The organism is Chitinophaga pinensis (genome assembly GCF_007896845.1).
GTDB lineage: Bacteria > Bacteroidota > Bacteroidia > Chitinophagales > Chitinophagaceae > Chitinophaga > Chitinophaga pinensis_C.
This window is the reverse complement of record NZ_VOHS01000001.1, coordinates 294,641-317,082: the sequence shown is the minus strand read 5'-3', so window position 1 is coordinate 317,082 and position 22,442 is coordinate 294,641. Positions and strand designations below refer to the sequence as shown.

Annotated in this window: 19 protein-coding genes; 9 read left to right on the top strand and 10 right to left on the bottom strand. The window is 44.4% G+C overall.

Annotation, left to right across the window (positions count from 1 at the left end):
* The first annotated feature begins 17 nt into the window (after positions 1-17).
* The 6 genes from FEF09_RS01350 to FEF09_RS01325 all read left to right on the top strand — a co-directional run bounded on the left by FEF09_RS01350 (position 18) and on the right by FEF09_RS01325 (position 6,440).
* Positions 18-770 (top strand): rhomboid family intramembrane serine protease, encoded by a 753-nt coding sequence (locus FEF09_RS01350; RefSeq protein WP_146303146.1) that lies wholly within the window; start codon positions 18-20, stop codon positions 768-770.
* Between the two features lie 142 nt (positions 771-912).
* The gene (locus FEF09_RS01345; protein ID WP_146303144.1) at positions 913-1,968 is read left to right on the top strand and encodes an endonuclease/exonuclease/phosphatase family protein; all 1,056 of its coding nucleotides are present in this window, start codon (positions 913-915) and stop codon (positions 1,966-1,968) included.
* A 105-nt stretch (positions 1,969-2,073) separates the two neighbouring features.
* The gene (locus FEF09_RS01340; protein WP_146303142.1) at positions 2,074-3,132 is read left to right on the top strand and encodes an endonuclease/exonuclease/phosphatase family protein; all 1,059 of its coding nucleotides are present in this window, start codon (positions 2,074-2,076) and stop codon (positions 3,130-3,132) included.
* Between the two features lie 78 nt (positions 3,133-3,210).
* Positions 3,211-4,710 carry a cysteine--tRNA ligase gene (gene cysS / locus FEF09_RS01335; RefSeq protein ID WP_146303140.1) on the top strand — a complete coding sequence of 500 codons (1,500 nt, stop codon included), beginning with the start codon at positions 3,211-3,213 and terminating at the stop codon, positions 4,708-4,710.
* A gap of 30 nt (positions 4,711-4,740) precedes the next feature.
* Positions 4,741-5,727 carry a M28 family peptidase gene (locus tag FEF09_RS01330; RefSeq protein ID WP_186774145.1) on the top strand — a complete coding sequence of 329 codons (987 nt, stop codon included), beginning with the start codon at positions 4,741-4,743 and terminating at the stop codon, positions 5,725-5,727.
* Positions 5,728-5,819: 92 nt separating this feature from the next.
* Entirely contained in the window at positions 5,820-6,440 is a 621-nt protein-coding gene (locus FEF09_RS01325) for a DNA-3-methyladenine glycosylase family protein (protein ID WP_146303136.1), read from the top strand.
* A gap of 744 nt (positions 6,441-7,184) precedes the next feature.
* On the opposite strand, the gene recA is transcribed toward FEF09_RS01325, so the two are convergent.
* The 5 genes from recA to FEF09_RS01300 form a co-directional block, all read right to left on the bottom strand.
* Positions 7,185-8,195, bottom strand: a complete 1,011-nt coding sequence (gene recA, locus FEF09_RS01320) for a recombinase RecA (RefSeq protein WP_146303134.1) — start codon at positions 8,193-8,195, stop codon at positions 7,185-7,187.
* Between the two features lie 282 nt (positions 8,196-8,477).
* Positions 8,478-9,170, bottom strand: a complete 693-nt coding sequence (locus FEF09_RS01315; protein ID WP_146303132.1) for a hypothetical protein — start codon at positions 9,168-9,170, stop codon at positions 8,478-8,480.
* A gap of 45 nt (positions 9,171-9,215) precedes the next feature.
* Positions 9,216-10,709, bottom strand: a complete 1,494-nt coding sequence (gene rpoN / locus FEF09_RS01310; RefSeq protein ID WP_146303130.1) for an RNA polymerase factor sigma-54 — start codon at positions 10,707-10,709, stop codon at positions 9,216-9,218.
* Between the two features lie 45 nt (positions 10,710-10,754).
* Positions 10,755-11,417 (bottom strand): ribonuclease HII, encoded by a 663-nt coding sequence (locus tag FEF09_RS01305; RefSeq protein WP_146303128.1) that lies wholly within the window; start codon positions 11,415-11,417, stop codon positions 10,755-10,757.
* A gap of 52 nt (positions 11,418-11,469) precedes the next feature.
* Complete coding sequence (locus FEF09_RS01300; protein WP_146303126.1) at positions 11,470-11,901, bottom strand: hypothetical protein; 432 nt, start codon at positions 11,899-11,901, stop codon at positions 11,470-11,472.
* A 170-nt stretch (positions 11,902-12,071) separates the two neighbouring features.
* Between FEF09_RS01300 and FEF09_RS01295 the strand changes: the two genes are divergently transcribed.
* Together FEF09_RS01295 and FEF09_RS01290 are read left to right on the top strand one after the other, a co-directional pair.
* The gene (locus FEF09_RS01295; RefSeq protein WP_146303124.1) at positions 12,072-14,228 is read left to right on the top strand and encodes a S46 family peptidase; all 2,157 of its coding nucleotides are present in this window, start codon (positions 12,072-12,074) and stop codon (positions 14,226-14,228) included.
* A gap of 276 nt (positions 14,229-14,504) precedes the next feature.
* Positions 14,505-14,861 (top strand): IPT/TIG domain-containing protein, encoded by a 357-nt coding sequence (locus FEF09_RS01290; RefSeq protein ID WP_146303122.1) that lies wholly within the window; start codon positions 14,505-14,507, stop codon positions 14,859-14,861.
* Between the two features lie 73 nt (positions 14,862-14,934).
* Here FEF09_RS01290 and FEF09_RS01285 read toward each other — a convergent pair whose 3' ends face one another.
* The 4 genes from FEF09_RS01285 to typA form a co-directional block, all read right to left on the bottom strand.
* A complete protein-coding gene (locus tag FEF09_RS01285; RefSeq protein ID WP_146303120.1) occupies positions 14,935-15,369 on the bottom strand; it encodes an META domain-containing protein in 435 nt (144 codons plus the stop codon).
* A 56-nt stretch (positions 15,370-15,425) separates the two neighbouring features.
* Positions 15,426-16,301: a hypothetical protein gene (locus FEF09_RS01280; RefSeq protein WP_146303118.1), complete on the bottom strand. Its 876-nt coding sequence runs from the start codon at positions 16,299-16,301 to the stop codon at positions 15,426-15,428.
* Positions 16,302-16,325: 24 nt separating this feature from the next.
* The gene (locus tag FEF09_RS01275) at positions 16,326-16,943 is read right to left on the bottom strand and encodes an alpha-ketoglutarate-dependent dioxygenase AlkB family protein (protein WP_146303116.1); all 618 of its coding nucleotides are present in this window, start codon (positions 16,941-16,943) and stop codon (positions 16,326-16,328) included.
* Between the two features lie 110 nt (positions 16,944-17,053).
* A complete protein-coding gene (gene typA / locus FEF09_RS01270; RefSeq protein ID WP_146303114.1) occupies positions 17,054-18,868 on the bottom strand; it encodes a translational GTPase TypA in 1,815 nt (604 codons plus the stop codon).
* A gap of 360 nt (positions 18,869-19,228) precedes the next feature.
* On the opposite strand from typA, the gene FEF09_RS01265 reads away from it, so the two are divergent.
* On the top strand, positions 19,229-20,230 hold the full coding sequence (locus FEF09_RS01265; protein WP_146303112.1) for an alpha/beta fold hydrolase: 1,002 nt from the start codon (positions 19,229-19,231) through the stop codon (positions 20,228-20,230).
* Positions 20,231-20,233: 3 nt separating this feature from the next.
* On the opposite strand, the gene FEF09_RS01260 is transcribed toward FEF09_RS01265, so the two are convergent.
* Positions 20,234-22,429: a patatin-like phospholipase family protein gene (locus FEF09_RS01260; protein ID WP_186774144.1), complete on the bottom strand. Its 2,196-nt coding sequence runs from the start codon at positions 22,427-22,429 to the stop codon at positions 20,234-20,236.
* Positions 22,430-22,442: the final 13 nt, after the last annotated feature.

The following is a 22,442-nucleotide window of genomic DNA, read 5'->3' as shown; positions in this document are numbered from 1 at the left end:
ATTAAAGATATTGTGACATGATGTACGTCGAGGAAAGATCCGAAACTCCATTATCCCTTGGAGAAGAAAAGAATATGGTCACACAGCTGTTGCTTGTCAACATCACCGTATTCATGCTGCTGTTTTTTACAGAAATCGTCTATGGTATTGAAGGTAACCCTCCGGCCAGATTCAAAGGAGATGTACTGTCGCATGTACTGCTGCCTTCCACTATCGACGGACTGCTGAAAAATCCGTGGACATTGTTCACAACAATGTTCACCCATAACAGTTTCTGGATGATTACCAGTAACATGATCTGGCTGGCCTGCTTTGGTACCATGCTGCAGAATCATGCCGGACGCCAGCGTATCCTGCCGCTGTATCTGTTAAGTGGTATAGTTGGTGCAGTTTGCTACCTGCTCGGTATGCAGCTGATCCCCTCCTTTCATGCATTACAGCCTGCTGCAATGATGACAGGCGCCTCTGCTTCTGTTATGGCATTGGCAATCGGTGCGACTGTCGTTGCGCCCAACTACAGATTACTCCCCAATCTGCCTATTCCCTTCTGGATCATAACCGTGATCTTCCTGATCGTGAATGTTGGCAGCCATGTGATGAACAGTCAGGATATTACCATTTTACCGGCGCTGATCGGTGGCGGACTCACAGGACTTATCTACATGCAGCAATGGAAGAAAGGAAATGACCTCGGACTCGGATTCAATAAATTTATCTTTAAGATCACACACCTGTTCCATCCGAAATCTCACCTGCACGTGGTAAAGTAAAGATGGTAACGCGCAATATATTAAGCCCTCCCCACGGAGGGCTTTTCTTTTGATTTCCCTTTTTTATCCCTATTTTTAGTAAAACCCCTATGTCGTGCTGTTTGTAGCTAAATTTTTACCCCGATTCCTATTGCTATGCAATGTGTTGATCGCCGTTAGTCTTATTCTTTCCGCCTGGCTGCCTTACCTGAATCCACAACAGTTCTGGCTCAGCGGTTTTGCCGGTCTGACTTTCCTCATCTGCTGGGGTATCAATTTCGCTTTTATCATATTGTGGCTTTTCTGGAAAAGAAGATATCTGTGGATATCCCTCGCGGGTTTTATCTTATCTCTGCATGCCCTGTTCTCCAGTATTGGCATCAATGTGATCTCCTCACAGGATACCACCTACCGGCCGGACAGGCGATTTACCATCATGACCTTCAATACCAGTAATATGGGCCTGAATGATTACAGGGAAGATTCTGTGTTACAGGGCTCCATTTACGATATGCTACGGGATGCCTCACCGGACATTCTATGTATGCAGGAATTCTATACCAACGAAGGGCCTTTCTTCACCAACCATATTGATTCCATTGCCCGTACACTGCAGTATCCCTATCACTTTTTCACCTGTGATATGAGCCATTGGAATTACTGGCATTATGGCATTATACTATTCTCACGCTTTCCTATTGTCAGAAGCAGTAAAATACCCTGTGGATATAGCTCCGCAGGCAGCGGTAGCAGCTTTCTGCAATCAGATATTCTGGTGCAGGGCGATACCATTCGTGTGCTGACCGCACAATTGCAATCTTATATGTTCAGAGGCAACGATTATGACCTATTGGAACGAGGACAAGGCACTTTTTCAGGCGTACGGAATCTGGCCTCTAAAATGAAACATACGATTCATAAAAGAGCCGCACAATCGAGGAAGATGGCTGGCCTGATCGCTGCCAGTCCGTATAAAGTGATTGTGTGTGGAGATTTTAATGACACGCCCGTGTCCTATACCTACAATACGATCAGTTCAAATATGCAGGATGCATTTCTCGAAGAAGGATTCGGAATAGGCCGTACTTTGTCCTTTCTGGCTCCTACTTTACGCATAGATTATATTCTGGCACAAAAACCTATACGCGTTAAAAGTTATAAGACCTTTCACAGGAAAGGATTTCAACATTTTCCTATCATGGCGGGCTTATCATTATAATGCATGAATTCATCATTTCTCCTATCTTTAACCTAAAAGCGATAGGCGTTGAGATTTCTGAGGTTATTCACAAAAGGATTCTTTTTAACGGTGAACACCATTGTAGTGCTTCTGTTTATAGTAGCCTGCCTGGCACCGTACGTTTCGCCGGAACGATGGTGGCCTATCAGTTTCATTACGTTACTCTTCCCCTTGCTGTTGCTGGTGCTGGTGCTATTCTTTATCTGCTGGCTGCTGTTTGATTTTAAATATTGTCTGCTGCCTATGTTGCCGGTCGTAATAGGCTGGAAATCCATTTCTGCTTTTATCGCGTTCAACTATCCTTCTTCCGGAAAACAGTTTGCCAATCCTCCCGGCAGTCTGACTATTATGAGCTATAATGTTGCTCAGTTCGGGCTTTACCGTGAGAAAGACAGCAAATACAACAGGGAAGCGATGTTTGCTCTGATAAAAAAGCAGGAACTGGATGTAGTCTGTCTGCAGGACTTCTATACCTCAGAAAAGAAAAACGATTTCAATAACAGAGAGGATATTTCCCGGGAGATGAAACTCCCATATCGCTTCTTTTCAAGTGATTTCAACAGGGATGGTATGCAGCACTGGGGGTCGATCATCTACTCCCGCTATCCGATCATCAAGTCAGACAAACTGAAAATGTCTTACGGCCCGCGGAGTGAGAGCCTGATTTATGCTGATATTGTGAAGAACGGCGATACGATCCGCATCATCAATATGCACCTCGCTTCTTATCGCTTTAATGAAAGGGATTACCGCTCTATTGAAAAGATAAAAAAACAGGAGGATACCGGTCTGGTGGCTACACGCAATATTGTCCAGAAAATGCGTGATGCGTATGTGGATCGCAGTAAACAGGCTGATATTGTATCGGCATTTATCAGTACCTGTCCATATCCCGTGATTGTATGCGGAGACTTTAATGATACACCGGCATCATATACTTATTTTACCATCCGGGGCGATCTGCAGGATGCGTTTCTAAGAAAGGGCAGTGGTATCGGCCGGACTTACGCCGGACTGGCTCCTACCCTGCGGATTGATTATATATTTGCAGACAAGTCATTCAAAATCAATTCATTCAGGAAAATAAACTCTACCCTGTCCGATCACTACCCTGTGATAGCCAATGTTAGTGCCAGACGGTAATGTCACTCACGAAACAATAATTATCTTTGCAATCCTAACAAAACTAAGTGTAGCTTACACTCGCTGAAAATATCTGATATGTCTGAGCTTAAAATATACAATTCGCTACATCGGCAAAAGGAAGTATTCACATCTCTCTATCCCGGACATGTTGGTATGTATGTATGCGGCCCTACCGTTTCAGGAGAGTCGCACCTGGGCCATGCCCGCCCTTATATCACGTTTGACGTTGTATACAGATATCTACAGTTTCTGGGATACAAAGTCCGCTATGTAAGGAACATCACAGACGCAGGTCACTTCGAAGAAGAGGGCCGTGAAGCTGAAGATAAAATTGCCAAACGCGCTCAGCTGGAAAAGCTGGAGCCAATGGAACTGGTACAGAAATATACAAACCTCTTTCACTGGGCTTTCCTGCGGTTTAACTGTCTGGAGCCAAGCATTGAACCTACTGCAACCGGTCACATCGTCGAGCAGATTGAGATGATCAAAACGATCATTGAGAAAGGGTATGCTTATGAAAGCAATGGTTCTGTATACTTTGACGTAAAGAAATACGCAGAATCGCATGATTACGGTATTCTGAGCGGTCGTGTACTGGAAGATATGCTGGAAAGCTCCAACCGTGAGCTGGAAGGTCAGGAAGAAAAGAACAATAATGTAGACTTTGCCCTCTGGAAAAATGCGCCGCCTGAGCACATCATGCGCTGGCCAAGTCCATGGGGAGAAGGTTTCCCCGGATGGCACATCGAGTGTTCTGCGATGAGCAGTAAATATCTGGGTAAACAGTTCGATATTCACGGTGGTGGTATGGACCTGCAGTTCCCACATCACGAATGTGAGATCGCGCAGAGTGAAGTTGCCCATGGTGAACTGATGGCCCGTTACTGGATGCACAATAACATGATCACCATTAACGGCCGTAAAATGGGTAAGGCCTATAACAATACGATCAAACTGACGGAACTTTTCACAGGTAATCATCACCTGCTGGAAAAAGCCTACAGTCCGATGACGATCCGTTTCTTCATTCTGCAGACGCATTACCGTAGTACACTGGACTTCTCCAATGAGGCATTACAGGCCGCGGAGAAAGGCTTACAGCGTTTATGGTCTGCATTTGAAGTATTGCAGAAACTGAGTTATACAGCCGATGTACAGCCGATCAATGAAGAACTGGACAAACAGGTACGTCAATGGTGTCTGGAATGCCAGGAATTCATCAATGATGACTTCAACACGGCCAAAGTACTGGCCAACCTGTTCGAGCTGTCTCCTGTCATCAACTCTATCAAGGGTGGACAGGTAAAAATGCATGAACTCAGTGAAGATACCTTCCAGCTCCTGCAAAAGACCTGGCAGAACTTCCTGATCGATATTCTTGGGCTGCAGCCGGAAACACTTAGCAATGACAACAGCAAACTGGATGGCGTTATTCAGCTGCTGATGGAAATGCGTAAGGAAGCGAAAGGCCGTAAAGACTACGCAGCATCCGACAAGATCCGCAACCAGTTATTAGCGGTAGGTATACAATTGAAAGACGAGAAAGATGGTAGTATGACCTACAGCATACAGTAAGCCGTCATGATCAAACAGCCATTTGTTAATATGTACAAAATACTAAGTTTTGCAGCAGGTGTAGCCTTGTGCATGAGCGCCTGTCAGCAACCGACAAAAACCAATCAGCCGGAAGCATCCGGCACACCAGCGGCAACCATTCAAAATGTGAATGTGCCGGTGTTTCAGACAGACAGTGCTTATGCTTATACTGCAAAACAGGTAAGCTTCGGTCCGCGTATTCCCAACACTCCGGCACAGCAAAAATGTGCTGATTGGCTGATCGCGCAACTGAAGCCACTTGCGGATACTGTATATATACAGCGTACGACTGTAAAAGGTCCTAAAAACGTATCATTACCTTGTATCAATATCATCGCGAGCTTCAATCCGGCCGCTGCGCAGCGTGTATTGCTGCTCTCCCACTGGGATACGCGTCCACATGCTGATCAGGATGCCTTTGACAGAAACAAGCAACTGGATGGTGCTGACGATGGCGCCAGCGGTGTAGGTGTGCTGATTGAAGTAGCCCGCCAACTGCATGCAGATAAACCGAAAGCAGGTGTTGATATTCTGTTGACTGATGTGGAAGATTATGGTATCAGTGAAGAGGAAAACAGCTATTGTCTGGGTACACAGTATTGGGCTAAAAATCCACACGTAAATGGCTACAAAGCCAATTACGGTATCCTCCTGGATATGGTGGGTGGCCGTGCTTCTCAGTTCTTTATGGAAGGCGGTTCACAACAGTATGCTTATGGTCCGATGAAAATGTTCTGGGATGTAGCTAACCGTCTGGGATACTCCGATTACTTCCGTTATGAGAATATCGGAACCAGCATCACTGACGATCACGTATACGTGAATACAATGGCGAATATTCCCACTTTTGATATCATTGCGCTGCAACAGAACGGTAACTTTGTTCCGCACTGGCATACGTCCAATGATAACATGACAGTGATTGACAAACGTACATTACAGGTAGTTGGTCAGACGATCCTCGAAGTTTTATACAAGCAACCTTTCGGGTACTAAATAGTTCCAAAAGAACCGCAGGGAGAATGCTCCTGATGAAGCAAAATTTAATACATTGCTTTATCAGGAGCATTTTTCTTTAAACCGATTTTATGAGACAATCCCCCGAAGTACATCTGGTACATCTCAGTAAGGATAAGAAGTTGGCGGCTATTATGACGGAGCCTTTGCCGGCGCTGAATGTCCAGAAGAATATTGCCTTGAAGCTGATCGGATCTATTATGAGTCAGCAGTTAAGTGTAAAGGTAGCCACCGTCATCTATACCCGCTTTCTTGCTTTGTATGAAGGGAAAGAACCCAATGCACAACAGATACTTGATACACCACCGGAAACACTTCGCAGCATCGGATTATCCAATGCAAAAGTGAGTTATGTACACAATGTGGCGCGCTTTACTGTGGAAGAAAAATTAACAGATAAAAAACTGTTGCAGATGGAAGATGAGGAAGTCATCAGATATCTCACACAGATCAAAGGTGTAGGTCGCTGGACAGTTGAGATGCTTTTGATGTTTTATCTGTGCAGAGAAGATGTATTTGCGATAGATGATCTGGGCTTGCAACAGGCGATGATTAAACTATACAAACTGGATAATACAGATAAGAAAGCATTCCGGGAAAAGCTGCAGAAGATCTCTAAGAAATGGTCGCCTTACAGGACTTATGCAAGCAGATATCTGTGGGCATGGAAGGATATGAAACCAACGAATTAACCGGGAATTACAGATTAGTCATTGAGTGATACACCTTGAATAACCATCTTGCATTTATCTCATTGTTCTTCTATACTCATCTTACGTTAATGCTACGTTTTCAACGTAGCATTAACGTAAGATGAGTATAGTCAGACTATTATCAGGCAAGGCAAAGAACACTGATTGGTAAGTTCAAATTTACTGTTTTTATATGCAGTGGATGTGCAGTAATTCGAGTTAAGAAAAAGATAAAACAGTTGTTTGGGAAGAACAAAATATTATACTGTATATCTATCAGCCAGACAATTATTAATGCGATGAATAGTTCAAAAGGCTTGCTAAAAAGTATAGTACAACGTTAGGCATTCAGCGAACAAACAACTACTATTTAAAGAATAAACAATGCATAGTTTGAGGAGGATAAAGTGTCTCATTACACACTCACGTTCAAACTTGCTATAAAAAAATAATCCCCGCCCAGGAGAAGGCAGGGATTTACGTTAATACTAACTAACCCAATGCTTATATCTAAAACTAAAACAACTCTTAATAAAGCGGCAGTGCATATGTATGACTGCAGCCTGCTGATTGTTGCTGGTTTGACGTATCTATCACTTCATTTCCGGCACCGCATCGTCAAACGGTAACCTTCAGACTTGAGACGAGTGTCGCAACGTTTGAGACACATTTTTATAGGTATCCTTTCACGCTTGTCAACAAGTGACGCCGACACTTATCATTGACAACTTTTAACAGTCATCATTATGCAGAAGCCTGTTGCTCTGCTAATTTCGCTTTGATCTTTCCTTCGATCTCAGCTGCTACTTCAGGATTATCCAGCAGCAATGTTTTCACGGCATCACGGCCCTGGCCCAGCTTGTTGGTATCATAACTGAACCAGCTGCCGCTTTTCTGGATAATGCCGTATTCAACACCCATATCGATAATTTCACCCATCTTGGAAATACCTTGTCCGAAGATGATATCGAATTCAGCCTGGCGGAAGGGAGGTGCAACTTTGTTCTTTACTACTTTTACTTTAACGCGGTTACCAACGGCTTCATCACCATCTTTAATCTGTGTCATACGACGAATATCCAAACGCACGGAAGCGTAGAATTTGAGCGCGTTACCACCGGTTGTAGTCTCCGGATTACCAAACATCACTCCTATTTTTTCACGCAGCTGGTTAATGAATATGCAGCAGCAGTTTGTTTTTGAAATTGTCGCGGTCAGTTTACGCAGTGCCTGAGACATCAGACGTGCCTGTAAACCCATTTTGCTTTCACCCATTTCACCTTCCAGTTCACCTTTTGGTACAAGGGCAGCTACGGAGTCAATTACCACCACATCTACCGCTCCGGAGAGGATCAGACGATCAGCAATTTCCAGTGCCTGCTCACCATGGTCTGGCTGGGAAATCAACAGCGCATCTACATCTACACCCAGTCTCTGAGCGTAAGAACTGTCGAATGCGTGTTCAGCATCTATGATTGCGCAGATACCACCTTTTTTCTGTGCTTCTGCAATTGTATGAATAGCAACGGTAGTTTTACCGGAAGATTCAGGTCCATATATCTCAATGATCCTTCCCTTAGGGAAGCCACCGATACCAAGCGCTATATCCAGACCCAGTGAACCAGTAGAAATTACTTCCATTGGATCTGTGCCCTTTTCACCCATCATCATCACAGATCCCTTTCCGAAATCCTTCTCGATTTTGTCCATCGTAAGGCGGAGCGCCTTGAGTTTGTCAGTATTGGCTGTAGACATATTAGTAAGTGTTTTTTACAAATTTAATGGTGTGTGCTAAGTTATGACCTAATTTTCTATTATCCTAAATTTTTTAGCATTCTGGCCGCATAATGCTAAATGTTATAGTAAAAAAGATCCGACCTCGCACGTTTATTATTGTTATGCTTGTTATATAAAAATTTAAGGGGGCTAACGCACAACAGACGCATATGTCAATGTCAATGTTCAAATAACACTACAAAGATGATACGTCCATACGCACTGAATGTGCGTAGCCAGAAAGTTTTTAAAAAAAAGGAATTATCCTACGATAGCATATGCGATCAGCTGCGCCAGAATACCCATTCCGAAGCCGGTATAGATCTCCGCAGGTGTGTGTGCACCAAGGATCAGACGGGCAGTAGCCACGATGCCGGCCAGCAGGAATGCCACCATCAGTACCAGACTGATATTCATGTTCATCCCGATCATCAGCATCAGCAGAAAACCGATCACACCGCCCCAGCCAATAGTGTGCATGCTGATCTTCACGTAGGTATTGGCGACCATGCCCATTACGATGGCAATAAAGATCCCCAGAAAAAAGGCATTGAAGAAAGGCGGTGCTGCTCCTTCACGTTTGAAGGCAAAGTAGATCCAGAAGTAGAAAATAGTGCAGGCGATATATGGAATGATACGGTCCTTCTGGGCCCGTAACTGGAAAGACTCGACAAAACCCAGTGCTTTACACAGCATTACCACGAAAATGGGCAGGAAAAGCGTGGTAAACACTACCCTGAAATACAGCGCATCAAAGGCAAAGCGAACGCTACCCTCTTTGAACTGAACGAAATACTCCGGTAGGGCATTGACAACGAATGCCGTTACCAGCGTTGGCAGGAAAAGCGGATGTGATACATATGATATGACTTCCGCTGCTGCACGTAATACTGGTGAAAATGCCGGCTTATTCTGCCGGGAATTATCAGTTGTGGGTATTATTACTTGTTCCATTCACAGATTTCCGTCTCATTCCGGGCGGTACGGACGCCTCATTCTTTAAAGCTCCTTCCTTAACCTTGCTACCGGAATATTTAACTGTTCGCGGTATTTTGCCACAGTACGGCGGGCAATGTTATACCCCTTGTCCTGCAACATCTTGGTCAGGTTTTCGTCGCTTAATGGTTTACGTTTGTTTTCTCCTTCAATCAGGTCAGACAGTATCTTTTTTACCTCACGGGTAGATACTTCTTCCCCACTGTCGGTGGACAAAGATTCGCTGAAGAAGAATTTCAGCTTAAAGGTACCGAACTCCGTCTGTACATATTTACTGTTTGCCACACGGCTCACAGTAGAGATATCCAGCTGGGTGATATCGGCAATATCTTTCAGGATCATCGGACGCATGGTTGTTTCATCTCCCGTAAGGAAGAATTCGCGCTGATACCCCATGATGGATTCCATGGTAGACAAAAGGGTATGTTGACGCTGTTTAATGGCATCAATGAACCATTTTGCCGCATCGATCTTTTGTTTGATGAATAACACCGCTTCTTTCTGACGTTTGTCTTTCTTATCTCCGCGGTCATATTCTTTCAGCATGTCCCTGTACCCTTCAGAAATACGCAGATCAGGCGCATTCTTGGAGTTCAGCGTCAGCTCCAGTTTACCATTGTTATTCAGGATGAAGAAGTCAGGCACCACATAACTTTCCGCCTTATTCAGGGTAGCAAAATTACCGCCCGGCTTAGGTGTCAGTCTGATGATCTGCCCGATCGCCTCTTTCAGCGCTTCATCATTCATATTCAATCCCTTCTGTATCTTCTCGTAGTGTTTTTTAGTAAACTCGTCGAAGTAATTCTCCAGAATCAGATAAGCGCCTACTACTCCCGGATCGTCCTGTGGTTTGCGTCTCAATTGCAACAACAGGCATTCTTTCAGATCGGTAGCACAAATACCCGGCGGATCAAATTCCTGAATCATACGGATCAGTTCTTTGATCTCATCCTCATCGGTAGCAACATTCTGGGAGAAAGAAAGATCGTCTACGATTGCACTTACTTCACGACGCAGATAGCCGTCATCATCGATGCTACCAATGATCTGCTCCGCGATAGCGTTCTGCCGTTCATCCAGTTCGAGCATACCTAACTGCTCAAGCAGGTGTTCGTGAAAAGAAGTTTCCACCCTTACCGGGATGGTTTTGTTTTCATCCTGATCAGGGTAGTTGTCATCTCTGAGTTTATAGTCAGCGATGTCATCATCTCCTTCACTTACATATTCGGAAATGTCAATATTATCGTATTCATTTTCACTCCCATCAGGTTCAAACTCATCGTCATCGCCTTCCTCGCTGCTGTTATATTCTTCCTGTGGGTCTTTGTATTCATCTTCATGCGCGTCTTCCCCGTATTCCAGGGCAGGGTTTTCCTCCAGCTCTTCCTTGATACGCTCTTCAAGAACAGCTGTAGGTACCTGAAGCAGTTTCATCAGCTGAATCTGCTGCGGCGACAATTTCTGTAATAGCTTCTGCTGTTGTGTCTGCTTTAACATAATCTGATCCTATCCAAGGGCAAAATAAATAAACAATAGTTTTACCTAATCCTGGGTTTCCTCCGGGGAAACCACTTTCACAACTGTATATTCCGCTACAGGGGCATTAAAATCAAGCTCCGGCTGATCAGGTAATAATCTGAATGATTTCCGGTGATAAGGCGTTTCGCCATGTGTCCGGATAGCATCCCGGTGGAACAAAGTAGGGTAACCCTTATTTTCCAACCACCCAAAATGTGGATATTCCTGATGCAACTTGTGCATGTATTCATCTCTGTATGTCTTAGCCAGAATGGAGGCTGCTGCTATAGAGGCATATATGCCATCCCCTTTGACAATGCAGGCATGGGGAGTCTTTCCATAGGGAACGAACCTGTTTCCATCGACCAGAATATAACCCGGTTGTTGTTTTAGCTGGTCCAATGCCAGGTGCATGGCTCTGAAAGACGCTTTCAGGATATTGATCCTGTCTATCTCCAGATTATCCACACTGGCTACCGCATAAGCTATCGCCTCTTTTTCCACTACCACACGCAATTTATCCCGGTCGGAAGCCTTTAACTGCTTGGAATCATTCAGAAGTTTATTCCTGAATTTAGGCGGTAAAATCACAGCTGCTGCGAATACCGGCCCCGCAAGGCACCCCCGTCCGGCTTCATCGCAGCCGGCCTCAAAAGCGATATCTTTTTGGTGATATGAACGTAACAAGGCTTTTTAGTATGATTATTGTGGTAAAGGTAGGGAATTTCATTTCTTATCCCTATCGGAATAATTCTTTAAAGTCCGCTTTGAACTCCTGCCACTCCTCGTCCGTCCTTTTCAACAGTGTATCAACATCATTCCGGGTACTATCCCATTTGTCGGCACTCGTATTTTTCAGCTCTCCCAGTTTTACATCGATCTGATCTCTCAGGTCAGCCAGTTTTGCTTTTGCTTTTTTACTTTTGGCGGAGCCGTCTTTTTTCAATTCCTCCATTTTCTGGTCAATTTCCCGTTTACGATCTTCCAGGTCTTTTCTCAGTTCATCACGTTGGGCTTCCATGTATTCCTTCGTATCAGCAGCGGTTTCCTTTACATCCTGTCCAATTTTTTCCACACCTTCCTTCATCTCCTCTTTTTTTTCCTCCTGTCTGGAGGTTTCCTGACAAGCCATGAAAGCCGCTACAGTCAATAGGAGCAATACCTTTTTCATAAGTAGGTTTTAAAGTGAGCTTATAGTGTTACGTACCTGATAAATACGTCTTTTTGCAAATGCCATTCCAGAATTATTGTGACCGCTACAACCGTTTACCACAGACAATATGGCGCTTATTGAAAAAATACCTAGGTTTGAGCCTGCTTTTTTTAAAACGATAATCAATTATGAAGAAGAATCTGCTGATCCTTCTGTTCCTGCTGGCGGCTCAATTCGCCAAAGCAGATGAAGGAATGTGGCTGCCCTATTTATTGGGACAGCAAGTGTACAATGACATGGTGAAGAAAGGTCTTAAGTTGACGAAAGAACAATTGTACAGTATCAACAAAGCGTCCCTGAAAGACGCCATTATCATCTTCGGTGGCGGATGTACCGGAGAAATAGTGAGCAATCAGGGGCTGATTTTCACCAACCACCATTGCGGTTACGACGCCATCGCCACCGCCAGCTCCGTTGAGCACAATTACCTGAAAAACGGGTTTTACGCTCTGGACAAAAGTCAGGAAATTCCCGCAAAAGGCCTGTCCGTTCAATTTCTCGTAAAAGTAGATGACGTTACCAAACAGGTAATGGACGGCTTGAAAGACCTCTCCGGTCCGGAAAGAATGCAGCAACAGCAAAAGATCATAGGTGAAATTGTGAGTCAGTCGATCAACGGCACCAATTACGAAGCAAAAGTACTCCCCATCTTCAAGGGCAACCAGTACCTGCTCTTCGTATACGAGCGTTACAAAGACATCCGTCTGGTAGGCGCCCCTCCGGAAAGCATCGGTAAATATGGTGGCGACACTGATAACTGGGAATGGCCACGTCATACCGGCGACTTCTCCGTTTTCCGTGTATATGCAGATAAAGATGGCAAGCCTGCTGATTATTCTGCAGCAAACCTTCCTTTAAAACCAAAACATTTCCTGCCTGTTTCTATCAAAGGAATTAAAGAGAATGATTACGCAATGATCTTCGGTTATCCGGGCGGTACCAACCGTTACGAAAGCTCCGAAGGCGTAAAACTGAAAATAGACGTAGAAAACCCTTCTGTTGTAGCACTGCGTGCGGTACGTCTCTCCTACATGTTTGAGCAGATGAAAAAAGATCCGGCGATCAAGCTGAAACTGGCGTCCTCTTATGCCGGTATTGCTAATTACTGGAAATTCTTTGACGGTGAAGCAAAACAACTCGTGAAATATCATGTGGTAGAAGAGAAACAAAAAGAAGAAGCAGCATTTGGAAAATGGGCAACCGGTAAAACTGAATATGCCAATATATTCTCTGATTACACGACCAACTACAAGACCTGGGCTCCTTATGCAAAACACCGCATTTACATCAATGAAGGTATCATGGGCTCTCCACTGGCCGCTTTTGCAGCCAGTCTGCAGGCAGTAGAAAAAGCGATGCTACAGTCAGGTGGTTCTTCTGATGCTATCAAACAAAGCATTCAGGCAGCGGATAAAGCACGTACTGCATTCCTGGAAGAAGAAGACAAAACCAGCGATCAGAAAATACTCGCAGCTACCTGTCACCTGTTCTATACAGACATTCCTGTGGCACAGCATCCTATCGGATTCTACGATGCCATCAAGGCAAAATTCGGTAGTCTGGACGATAATAATACCTACCGCCTCTGGGCTTCCGCGATCATGTCCGGATCTATGATCATGAATGATGCCCGCTGGAAAGCTTTCGTGGCAAATCCGGATGCAGTTACCCTGCAAACGGATCCTGCATTTGCATACTCCAGCGCTTTCGTTAAAAACTTCAGCGCTAAGTACCTGCCATTGTATAACCAGTTTGTGACTAAAAATAACGATCTGGGACGTACTTATATGAAAGGCAAACTGGAGATGGAACCTAACAAAAAATGGTATCCTGACGCGAACTTTTCTATGCGTCTGACCTATGGTCAGGTAAAACCATATGCACCACGTGATGCGGTTGCATATGACTACGTATGTACGATGAAAGGTGTGATGGAAAAATATAAACCGGGCGATTACGAATTTGATCTGCCGGAAAATTATGTTTCCCTCTACAACAAGAAAGACTTTGGTCAATACAAAGACCTGAGAAAAAATGACATCGTTACCTGTTTCATTACCACCAACGATATCACCGGTGGTAACTCAGGTTCTCCTGTGCTGAATGCAAACGGTGAACTGATTGGTCTTGCGTTTGACGGCAACTATGAAGCATTAAGCCATAAAATACAGTTTGATGCTGTGTATAACCGCACCATCTGTGTAGATGTACGTTACGTACTGTGGTGCATTGATAAACTGGGTGGTGCCAGCAACATTATCAATGAGCTGAAGCTGATCAAGTAAAAAACAGCAGAAATAATTACTACACGAGGGTGTTTGCCGGATGGTAAACACCCTCGTTTTATTACGACATTTTCTCCTTCTTTTTATTGACTGCGATTTACTTGCCACAAGCAAGTATTAATACTCAATTCTGATTTACAGGTATTAATACGTATTGTTGGTAACTGAAAAGTCCCTACCTTTGCGTCCGATTTAATTGAATACCAACAGTCGCCGTTAGCTCCATACACTACACCGCGCTGTTTTAACCCTTGAACCCCAAAAAGAATAAGTTTTATGTTTATTAAGAAAATGAGTCTGGCTATTATAGCCATGGTAATGTGTTGTCTATACAGTTGTCAGGTTACCCCTACTGCCGAAAAAACGGCGTTTCAGATGCAGGACACACTTCCTGCAGGTACAACGGAAATTTTACTGACCATACACGGTAAAGGATTCAGTCATGTAACAACTGACAATAAAGTGATCGTTGATGATGTGGAAGCAAAGATCATCAGCGCTTCAGACAATGAATTAATCGTACAAATTCCTGCCCGGAAAACGGCTAAAATAGCCATCACTGTAAAGGTGGGCAACGAAGTATCTGATACTGTTCTTGTGGACAATCAGATCATCATGCTCGCCGGCAGATAACAAAAAATGCAGCGTGCACATAGACTGTTCTGTCTGTGTGTACGCTGCATTCATATAATATGCAGAGTATTGACTATTTAGTCGTTGCCGCTTTTTTAAATCCGGTGAATGACATTGCTACTCTACCGCTATCGCGGAATTGTAACAACTGATCTTCAAACTTTACAGTGTAGGTACGATCACTGAGCATTCGCAGAAATGCGCTTTCTCTTTCATTTCCCTGCGGATCTATACAAGCCATTCGTGTACTGATGACTTTACCGAAGGTGATTTCGTTACCTTCCAGCTGATATTCGCCGCTTACTTTATTACAGCCGCCATTACCACTAAAACGGTGGGTTGCCGGATCAAATTCCATCCATATAGGAGATTTCTCCTGTTTGGCGCCATTCATTGTAGTGAGTGCCCATCTTTTACTCTGGATACTGGCGATATCCTGTTTCACAGCCTTCTGGTTACATGTGTTGGCAAGAAGAACCATTGCCAGTGCTGTTAATCTGATAAACATAGTTTACGTTTTAAGTGGTCTATATCCGCAAAAGAACAAAAATCACTCCATAAGGTTCACAAACGTTTAATCTGCTTCAGCACCTCTTCATAATAAGTCCGCTTATCGGGTGCCGCTATATCAATGACTTTTACATCATTGGCAGCCAGCATATCCAGTTTAAACTTGGCTCCTTTTACAAATTCTGTCGGAATATAATAGTACAATGCATTCCGGACAGGAATTGTGTTCTTCTGAAATTTCTGACGGGCCCTGTAAGTCAACAGCCACCAGAGGTCTGTTTCTACAAAATCGAGGGACAATCCGAATATGTGAATATCCCGGGTGAAAAACAGATCCAGCCACGAGTCGTCTTTCACGGGAAGATGTTGCTGAATACGTTGTACGAGTGACTGACGAGGTGCCTGCGGACTTGTATACGTAGTACCGGACACAACATAGTTTCTCATTTGTTGTAATTGTCCGCCGTAATGTTCAAATCCAAGATTAATACTCAGCGGATTCAGGCAATCCCCATGAATATGCCAGTAATCGGTACCGCCGACCGTATATTTTCTGAAAATACTGAATGCTCTTTCCTGAATAAGGCTGTTATTGCCTTCGGGAATTTCTCCTTCCAATGTAAATTCATAGTTGGTAGTCAGAATATGTGCTGGTTTGAGGGCTCTGATAGCGGCATGGATCTCATTCTGTTCAATCCGGAGTGTTTTCTCTGCAATAAATGCTTTCAGTTCCGCTTCCCGGATATGTTGTTGGCGGATAGCGGTAAGGAATATTTCCTCATACAATAATGGAAATGGTTTTCTTTCATCGAGCTGCACGCAACCATCCGGCAGACAAAAGCTGACAATATCTGTAAGCAGGTCTTTCCAGCTCTGGCCTTTGGATATGTTGTTAATATCATTGCCGATGAGTAAGATGGGGTTTTTCATGACGATGTCTTTTAAGGTTATTGATCACATCCGCTGAATGACACGGAATGTGAGATTAATTCTTTCTGCTGAAACTTTGGTTGTTTTCGGCACCTGATGTTGCCAGTGATGTTGCAGAGCACCTTTCATGATCAATAAGGAGCCATGTTGTAATTCAAGTTCAAATTTGTGTGCTTCTTTCACATGACGCAACATAAAACGCCGGGTAGCACCGAGATTCACGGAGGCTATCACCGGATTCAGTCCCAATTCGGGTTCATCATCGGCATGCCAGCCCATAGAATCTTTTCCGTCCCGGTAGCGGTTGAGCAACACACTATTAAAGTCCACACCGGAGATGGGGGCGATCGCTTCTTTTATCTGTACAAGTGCTGCTGTCCATGGTGCAGGGTGATAGGTCTTTCCGGAAAAGGAATAACTGCTGCCAGCATCTCCATACCACGCCATCAGGCGCGGAAATAGTACTGGTTTGCCATACATGACCATGCTTTCCTGTTGCCAGTCGATGGAGCTTAATAAAGTATGCAGATGATGATTGGCTTCCGGCAGAGGAAAAAACTGCGGACAGTAAATGAGGTCTCCGTCTTTCAGGGGTATGTGCTGACAGGCGGGATCACTAAATAATGGTATTTGCGGCTCCATTGTGATACAAATATACAATGCAGCTACGCAATGAATATAGTCAGTCCGGGACAAAAGGAAAGCCGCTCCGTGTAATACGAAGCGGCTTATATCTTTGAAACAGATGGGGCTTACGCGATACCGTCTGCTTTCATTACTTTCTGGAATCTCTTCCTGTCTTCCTCATCCAGATATGTTTTACGCATACGGATGTGGTTAGGCGTCACCTCGATACACTCATCGTGCTGGATGTACTCCATACACTCTTCCAGTGTCATCAGGGTTTTAGGAGCGATGCTGGTTGCAGCGTCACTACCACTTGCACGCATGTTGGTCAGTTTTTTACCCTCGTTCGGGTTAACTACCAGGTCACCAGGTTTGTTGTTTTCACCGATGATCATGCCTTTGTACACTTCTTCTCCCGGATCTACGAAGAAGAAACCTCTATCCTGCAGTTTATCCAGTGAGTAACCAGTAGTGGTACCGGCTTCTTTAGCGATCAGTACACCATTGCTACGACCTGGGATTGGTCCTTTCCATGGTTTGTAATCCATAAAACGGTGTGCCATTACAGCTTCACCTGCTGTGTTGGTCAGCATCTGGGTACGCATACCGATCAGACCGCGGGAAGGAATTTCGAACTCAAGGTGCTGCATGTCACCTTTTGTTTCCATGATCAGCATCTCACCTTTACGACGAGTTACCAGATCAATTACTTTACTGGCGAATTCCTGAGGAACGTCTACTACCAGTGTTTCATATGGTTCAGATTTCTTACCGTCAACAGTTTTCAGGATTACCTGTGGCTGACCTACAGTCAACTCAAATCCTTCACGACGCATTGTTTCGATCAATACACCTAAGTGCAGGATACCACGACCATATACCAGGAAGCTATCCGCACTGTCTGTATCAACTACGCGCAGCGCAAGGTTCTTTTCAGTTTCTTTTACCAGACGGTCACGCAGGTGACGGGAGGTAACGAACTTACCGTCTTTACCAAAGAACGGAGAGTTGTTGATACTGAACAGCATGTTCATGGTTGGCTCATCCACACTGATAACCGGTAATGCTTCAGGAGCTTCGAAATCAGCGATAGTATCACCGATGTTAAAGTCTTCCAGACCTACAACCGCACAGATATCACCGGGCTGTACTTCAGTTACTTTCTTTTTGCCCAGTGCCTCGAAGGTATACAGTTCACGTACACGGGACTTTTTGATAGAACCGTCGGTCTGTACCAGAGAGATCTGCTGGTTTTCCTTGATAGTACCACGAGCTACACGTCCTACAGCGATACGGCCAAGGAAGGTAGAGTAATCCAGGGAAGTGATCTGCAATTGCAGGTTACCGTCTGGAATCTGTGGCTCTGGAACATGTGCCAGGATACCATCCAATAATGGAGTGATATCTTCACACTGTGTTAATGAGTCGTTGAACCAGCCATTCTTACCAGAACCGTAGTAGGTTGGGAAGTTCAGCTGTTCTTCCGTTGCATCCAGGTTAAAGAACAGTTCGAATACTGCGTCGTGCACTTCGTCAGGACGGCAGTTCGCCTTGTCTACTTTATTAATTACCACGATCGGCTTCAGTTTCAGCTGCAGCGCTTTCTGCAGTACGAAACGGGTCTGAGGCATTGGTCCCTCGAAGGCATCCACCAACAGGATTACACCATCTGCCATTTTCAATACCCTTTCAACTTCACCACCGAAGTCGGCGTGGCCCGGAGTATCAATTACGTTGATTTTCACCCCTTTGTACTCAACAGAAACGTTCTTACTGAGGATGGTGATACCACGTTCCTTTTCCAGGTCGTTGTTGTCCATGATCAACTCACCTGTTTCCTGGTTAGCCCTGAAAACGTTGGTGTGATGAAGGATTTTATCAACCAGGGTAGTTTTACCGTGGTCTACGTGCGCAATGATTGCTATGTTACGGATATTCATAAATCTTGTTCAATTTGTTCTGGCTATGTGACACAGGTCGGGCCAAAAGAAGGCGCAAAGTTATGATAAAATGTGGAAAAAGTGGGGATAGGCTTTTAAATAATTGTGATCATTTCTCCAAAGAATTCGTTAAAAATATAAACTCCCGGTTGGTAATCTGTTAATTGACAATCTGTTACGCCTCAAATTTCTATTGCCTACTCTCCTCTCTATACTACAAAAATACAACGAAAGGACGACAGATGTAACTTTTTGATATTTATGGCTTCTATGCTTCCGTACATCACAAACTTTAACGATCCCGCCTTGCAGGCACTACTTTTGTTCGATAACCCATATTTACTCACCAATTTGTGAATAATGACACGAAGATTAATTTTTGTTACCTGTTTACTGACCTTCTCACTCCTGCTCAGCCGCACGAATGCACAGACAATTATACCATATGACGCCGACCTTGCCGGTTATTCATATCCATATCCTGTTCACTACATTACCTTAAATATACAAGGGCAAACCCTGCGTATGGCTTACATGGATGTTCAGCCTTTAAAGCCCAATGGAAAAGTGGTTATGCTATTGCATGGGAAGAACTTCTGCGGCGCTTACTGGGACAGTACAGCTGCAGATCTCAGCAATAAAGGTTACCGGGTAATTATGCCCGACCAGATAGGCTTTGGTAAATCCGGCAAACCGCCACACCTCCAATATAGTTTTCAGCTGCTCGCACAGAATACAAAGGCCCTGCTGGACACATTACAAATCTGTAAAACTGCTGTACTCGGGCACTCCATGGGAGGCATGCTGGCCACAAGATTTACATTGATGTATCCTGATGTGGCAGAAAAACTGATCCTTGAAAATCCGATCGGGCTGGAAGACTGGAAAGTAAAAGTGCCTTACCAATCAGTGGATAAATGGTATGAAGGAGAACTGAAACAGAACTTTGAAAAAATCAAACAATATCAGCTGGATAACTACTACGCCGGAGCATGGAAACCTGCTTATGAAAAATGGGCAGTGTTACAGGCCGGATGGACCGCTGGTGCGGACTATCCACGTGTAGCATGGAATGCGGCACTGACATATGACATGATATTTACACAACCGGTTTTCTATGAATTTGAAAACATCAAAGTCCCTACCCTGCTGATCATCGGTCAGCGTGACCGTACTGCGCTGGGTAAAGCGAATGTATCCGAAGAAGTGAAAAAGACAATGGGAAATTACCCGGTGTTAGGACAGGAAATCAGCAAACGTATTCCGAATGCAAAACTTGCACCTATCGAAGGCGTAGGGCATCTTCCACATATAGAAGCTTACCCGCAATTCATTCAGCCTTTGCTGGAATTTCTGCGATAAAAATTACTGTTGATGGTCCGTGAGCATTGGCTTGCGGACCATATGCATCACACTGTCAAATGAGGCCTGATTGGTCGGATTATCCAAAGCCCCGGCAATATCTATTTTTTCACGTGAAGTCAGATGCCAGCTCAGAGCGGCTGCTTTGTCTTCTTTCTGCGGCACATACTGGAAAATAATACGATGGAATTTGCCGGGAAAATACCCCTCCAGATAATTCAGTTCATTATCCTGTACAAAGTCCTGCATCGCGCTCCAGTGCTGTTGCATCGTAAACAGCGGATCAAACATCATATCATTCAGTTTCATAGACTGCTTGATAGACTTGATATCGTTCTTTCTGGTATCTCTTACCTGAATAAATACAACGCCGTCCGTATTCTCATTGATCCACTGCCGGAAAGTATACAGGAAACGCATAGAGGGTTCCTGTCCGAAATTATCTCTTATACCGGCATCCATCACATCTACAATCGGCACGCTGGGCAGAAACACATTCGGCAATACGTAAGGGAAAGTAGCGCACATTCTTATTGCACTCGTTACACGCAGATCAAGTGCATCCTGCGCGGCAAAATACTGTGTGAAATCAACACCATCAATATCGCGTACCGTCCTGCTGGGTGATGAATATTCAGGTGCACACAAATAACTGACCGGCTGTGGTGAAATGATCAGACGGCGGCCATCAGCATTGATTGTCGCACTCCATACGAGCATCGGCACCTGCGCCATTCTTTCCGGTTCCTGATAATCCCGGATTGTACCGGAAAGCGAATTATTTGTGTTGCTGTTCAACTGCATTTCAAAGGCGTAGCCCCTGTCTTTTGCATAACGTTTATCACCAATTCTGAATGAACGAAAAGGTGTAATAAAATCGTTCACCGCCATTGATGTAAACACACAATTCAGCAGATCGCGGGAAATACGCTCTGTATAACTGCTGTCCTGCATATCAATACGACGTCCCTGTTGTTTTTCCAGATATAATGCACGATAGTAGGAAGCCCCCATCATACCTCCGGATGCACCCGTCATCAGGACCGTATTATTCATCAACTGACCATTCATCAGAGTGTCCAGTCTTTGCAATACATTCATACTCCAGGTAGCAGCACGCAAGCCACCGCCACTGAAATTAATCACGATGAGTTTAGGCTTACGACCAGTGTGTTTTTCCTTCCATTTTTCCAGTATCTGCAGGGTCTGTTTTTTATCATTATCAGCGCGTTCTTTTGTAAAGAATTGCTGTAATGCGGTTACACTATATTCAGGTCGTTGTTTACGCAGTTTATAGTTTAATCCGTAAGCCTTATTACGATTATCCAGCAGGTCATGTTCTACCATCCAGTTCAGGGCAAACAACATCACCAGTACCATTGGAATTGCCCAGCTTTGTAACAGGTAGGCATAAGCGCCTGCCACACCGATCAGGAAGGCAAAAAAGATCATCACGCTGGCTCCCGCGGGGATCCTGAAGACGGGATAGTCCATCAGAAATGCGAGTATTACCAGAAAGATCAACGCGCATCCGACGGTGATCATCGCGGCAAAGTGATGTTGCTTCAGAATGCTATCGAGATAGTGCTTATTGTAGTGGTCTACATTTCTGGCTCTGCGGATCCGCAAGAAAGAGCTGAAATAGTTGTGTACAGGCAGGGCATTTTCATCCTTTTCCTGTGTGGGCTTTAACACTAAACGCAAAAAATTACGGGGATTTCCGAACTTCTTTTCCAGTCGTCGGCCAATGTTTTTATCCGCGTTAAAAAAGTAGAAAAAACAGAAGAAAATGATCAACAGATAACCGCAGATAAATCCTTCTGTCAGGAGTAATATTTCAGGTACCGAACTCAGTTGCTGATAACGCTGGTATTCCCAGCTCCGCAGCAGGAGATTAAGCAGAAATGCGATCGGAAAGATCGAGTTATTAAGACAATATTTAAAAAACGGCTGTGCAGTGGTGGCCAGAAACTTAAACCGGCCGGTATGCAGAATAAAAGTGGTGATATTCCAGCTCATTACGAATAAGCCGGTAGCAACCCCCAGAATAGAAGTGCTGTAAAAGTTTACCTTACCCAGATATTCAGGCGCCAGATACAAGGCATCACCACCAAAAACTTTGGCAAATTCACCGTTGATTGTACTAAAAAGTATAGCCCAGAACAGCAGTAACACCTGATACTTGCGGAAGTGAAGCAAGAACAGTTGTATA

Excerpts from the sequence above, each read along its gene's own strand:
- FEF09_RS01350 (WP_146303146.1), top strand. The coding sequence starts at position 18 with ATGATGTACGTCGAGGAAAGATCCGAAACTCCATTATCCCTTGGAGAA.
- cysS (WP_146303140.1), top strand. The coding sequence starts at position 3,211 with ATGTCTGAGCTTAAAATATACAATTCGCTACATCGGCAAAAGGAAGTA.
- FEF09_RS01330 (WP_186774145.1), top strand. The coding sequence starts at position 4,741 with ATGTACAAAATACTAAGTTTTGCAGCAGGTGTAGCCTTGTGCATGAGC.
- FEF09_RS01325 (WP_146303136.1), top strand. The coding sequence starts at position 5,820 with ATGAGACAATCCCCCGAAGTACATCTGGTACATCTCAGTAAGGATAAG.
- recA (WP_146303134.1), bottom strand. The coding sequence starts at position 8,195 with ATGTCTACAGCCAATACTGACAAACTCAAGGCGCTCCGCCTTACGATG.
- FEF09_RS01315 (WP_146303132.1), bottom strand. The coding sequence starts at position 9,170 with ATGGAACAAGTAATAATACCCACAACTGATAATTCCCGGCAGAATAAG.
- rpoN (WP_146303130.1), bottom strand. The coding sequence starts at position 10,709 with ATGTTAAAGCAGACACAACAGCAGAAGCTATTACAGAAATTGTCGCCG.
- FEF09_RS01300 (WP_146303126.1), bottom strand. The coding sequence starts at position 11,901 with ATGAAAAAGGTATTGCTCCTATTGACTGTAGCGGCTTTCATGGCTTGT.
- FEF09_RS01295 (WP_146303124.1), top strand. The coding sequence starts at position 12,072 with ATGAAGAAGAATCTGCTGATCCTTCTGTTCCTGCTGGCGGCTCAATTC.
- FEF09_RS01290 (WP_146303122.1), top strand. The coding sequence starts at position 14,505 with ATGTTTATTAAGAAAATGAGTCTGGCTATTATAGCCATGGTAATGTGT.
- FEF09_RS01285 (WP_146303120.1), bottom strand. The coding sequence starts at position 15,369 with ATGTTTATCAGATTAACAGCACTGGCAATGGTTCTTCTTGCCAACACA.
- FEF09_RS01280 (WP_146303118.1), bottom strand. The coding sequence starts at position 16,301 with ATGAAAAACCCCATCTTACTCATCGGCAATGATATTAACAACATATCC.
- FEF09_RS01275 (WP_146303116.1), bottom strand. The coding sequence starts at position 16,943 with ATGGAGCCGCAAATACCATTATTTAGTGATCCCGCCTGTCAGCACATA.
- typA (WP_146303114.1), bottom strand. The coding sequence starts at position 18,868 with ATGAATATCCGTAACATAGCAATCATTGCGCACGTAGACCACGGTAAA.
- FEF09_RS01265 (WP_146303112.1), top strand. The coding sequence starts at position 19,229 with ATGACACGAAGATTAATTTTTGTTACCTGTTTACTGACCTTCTCACTC.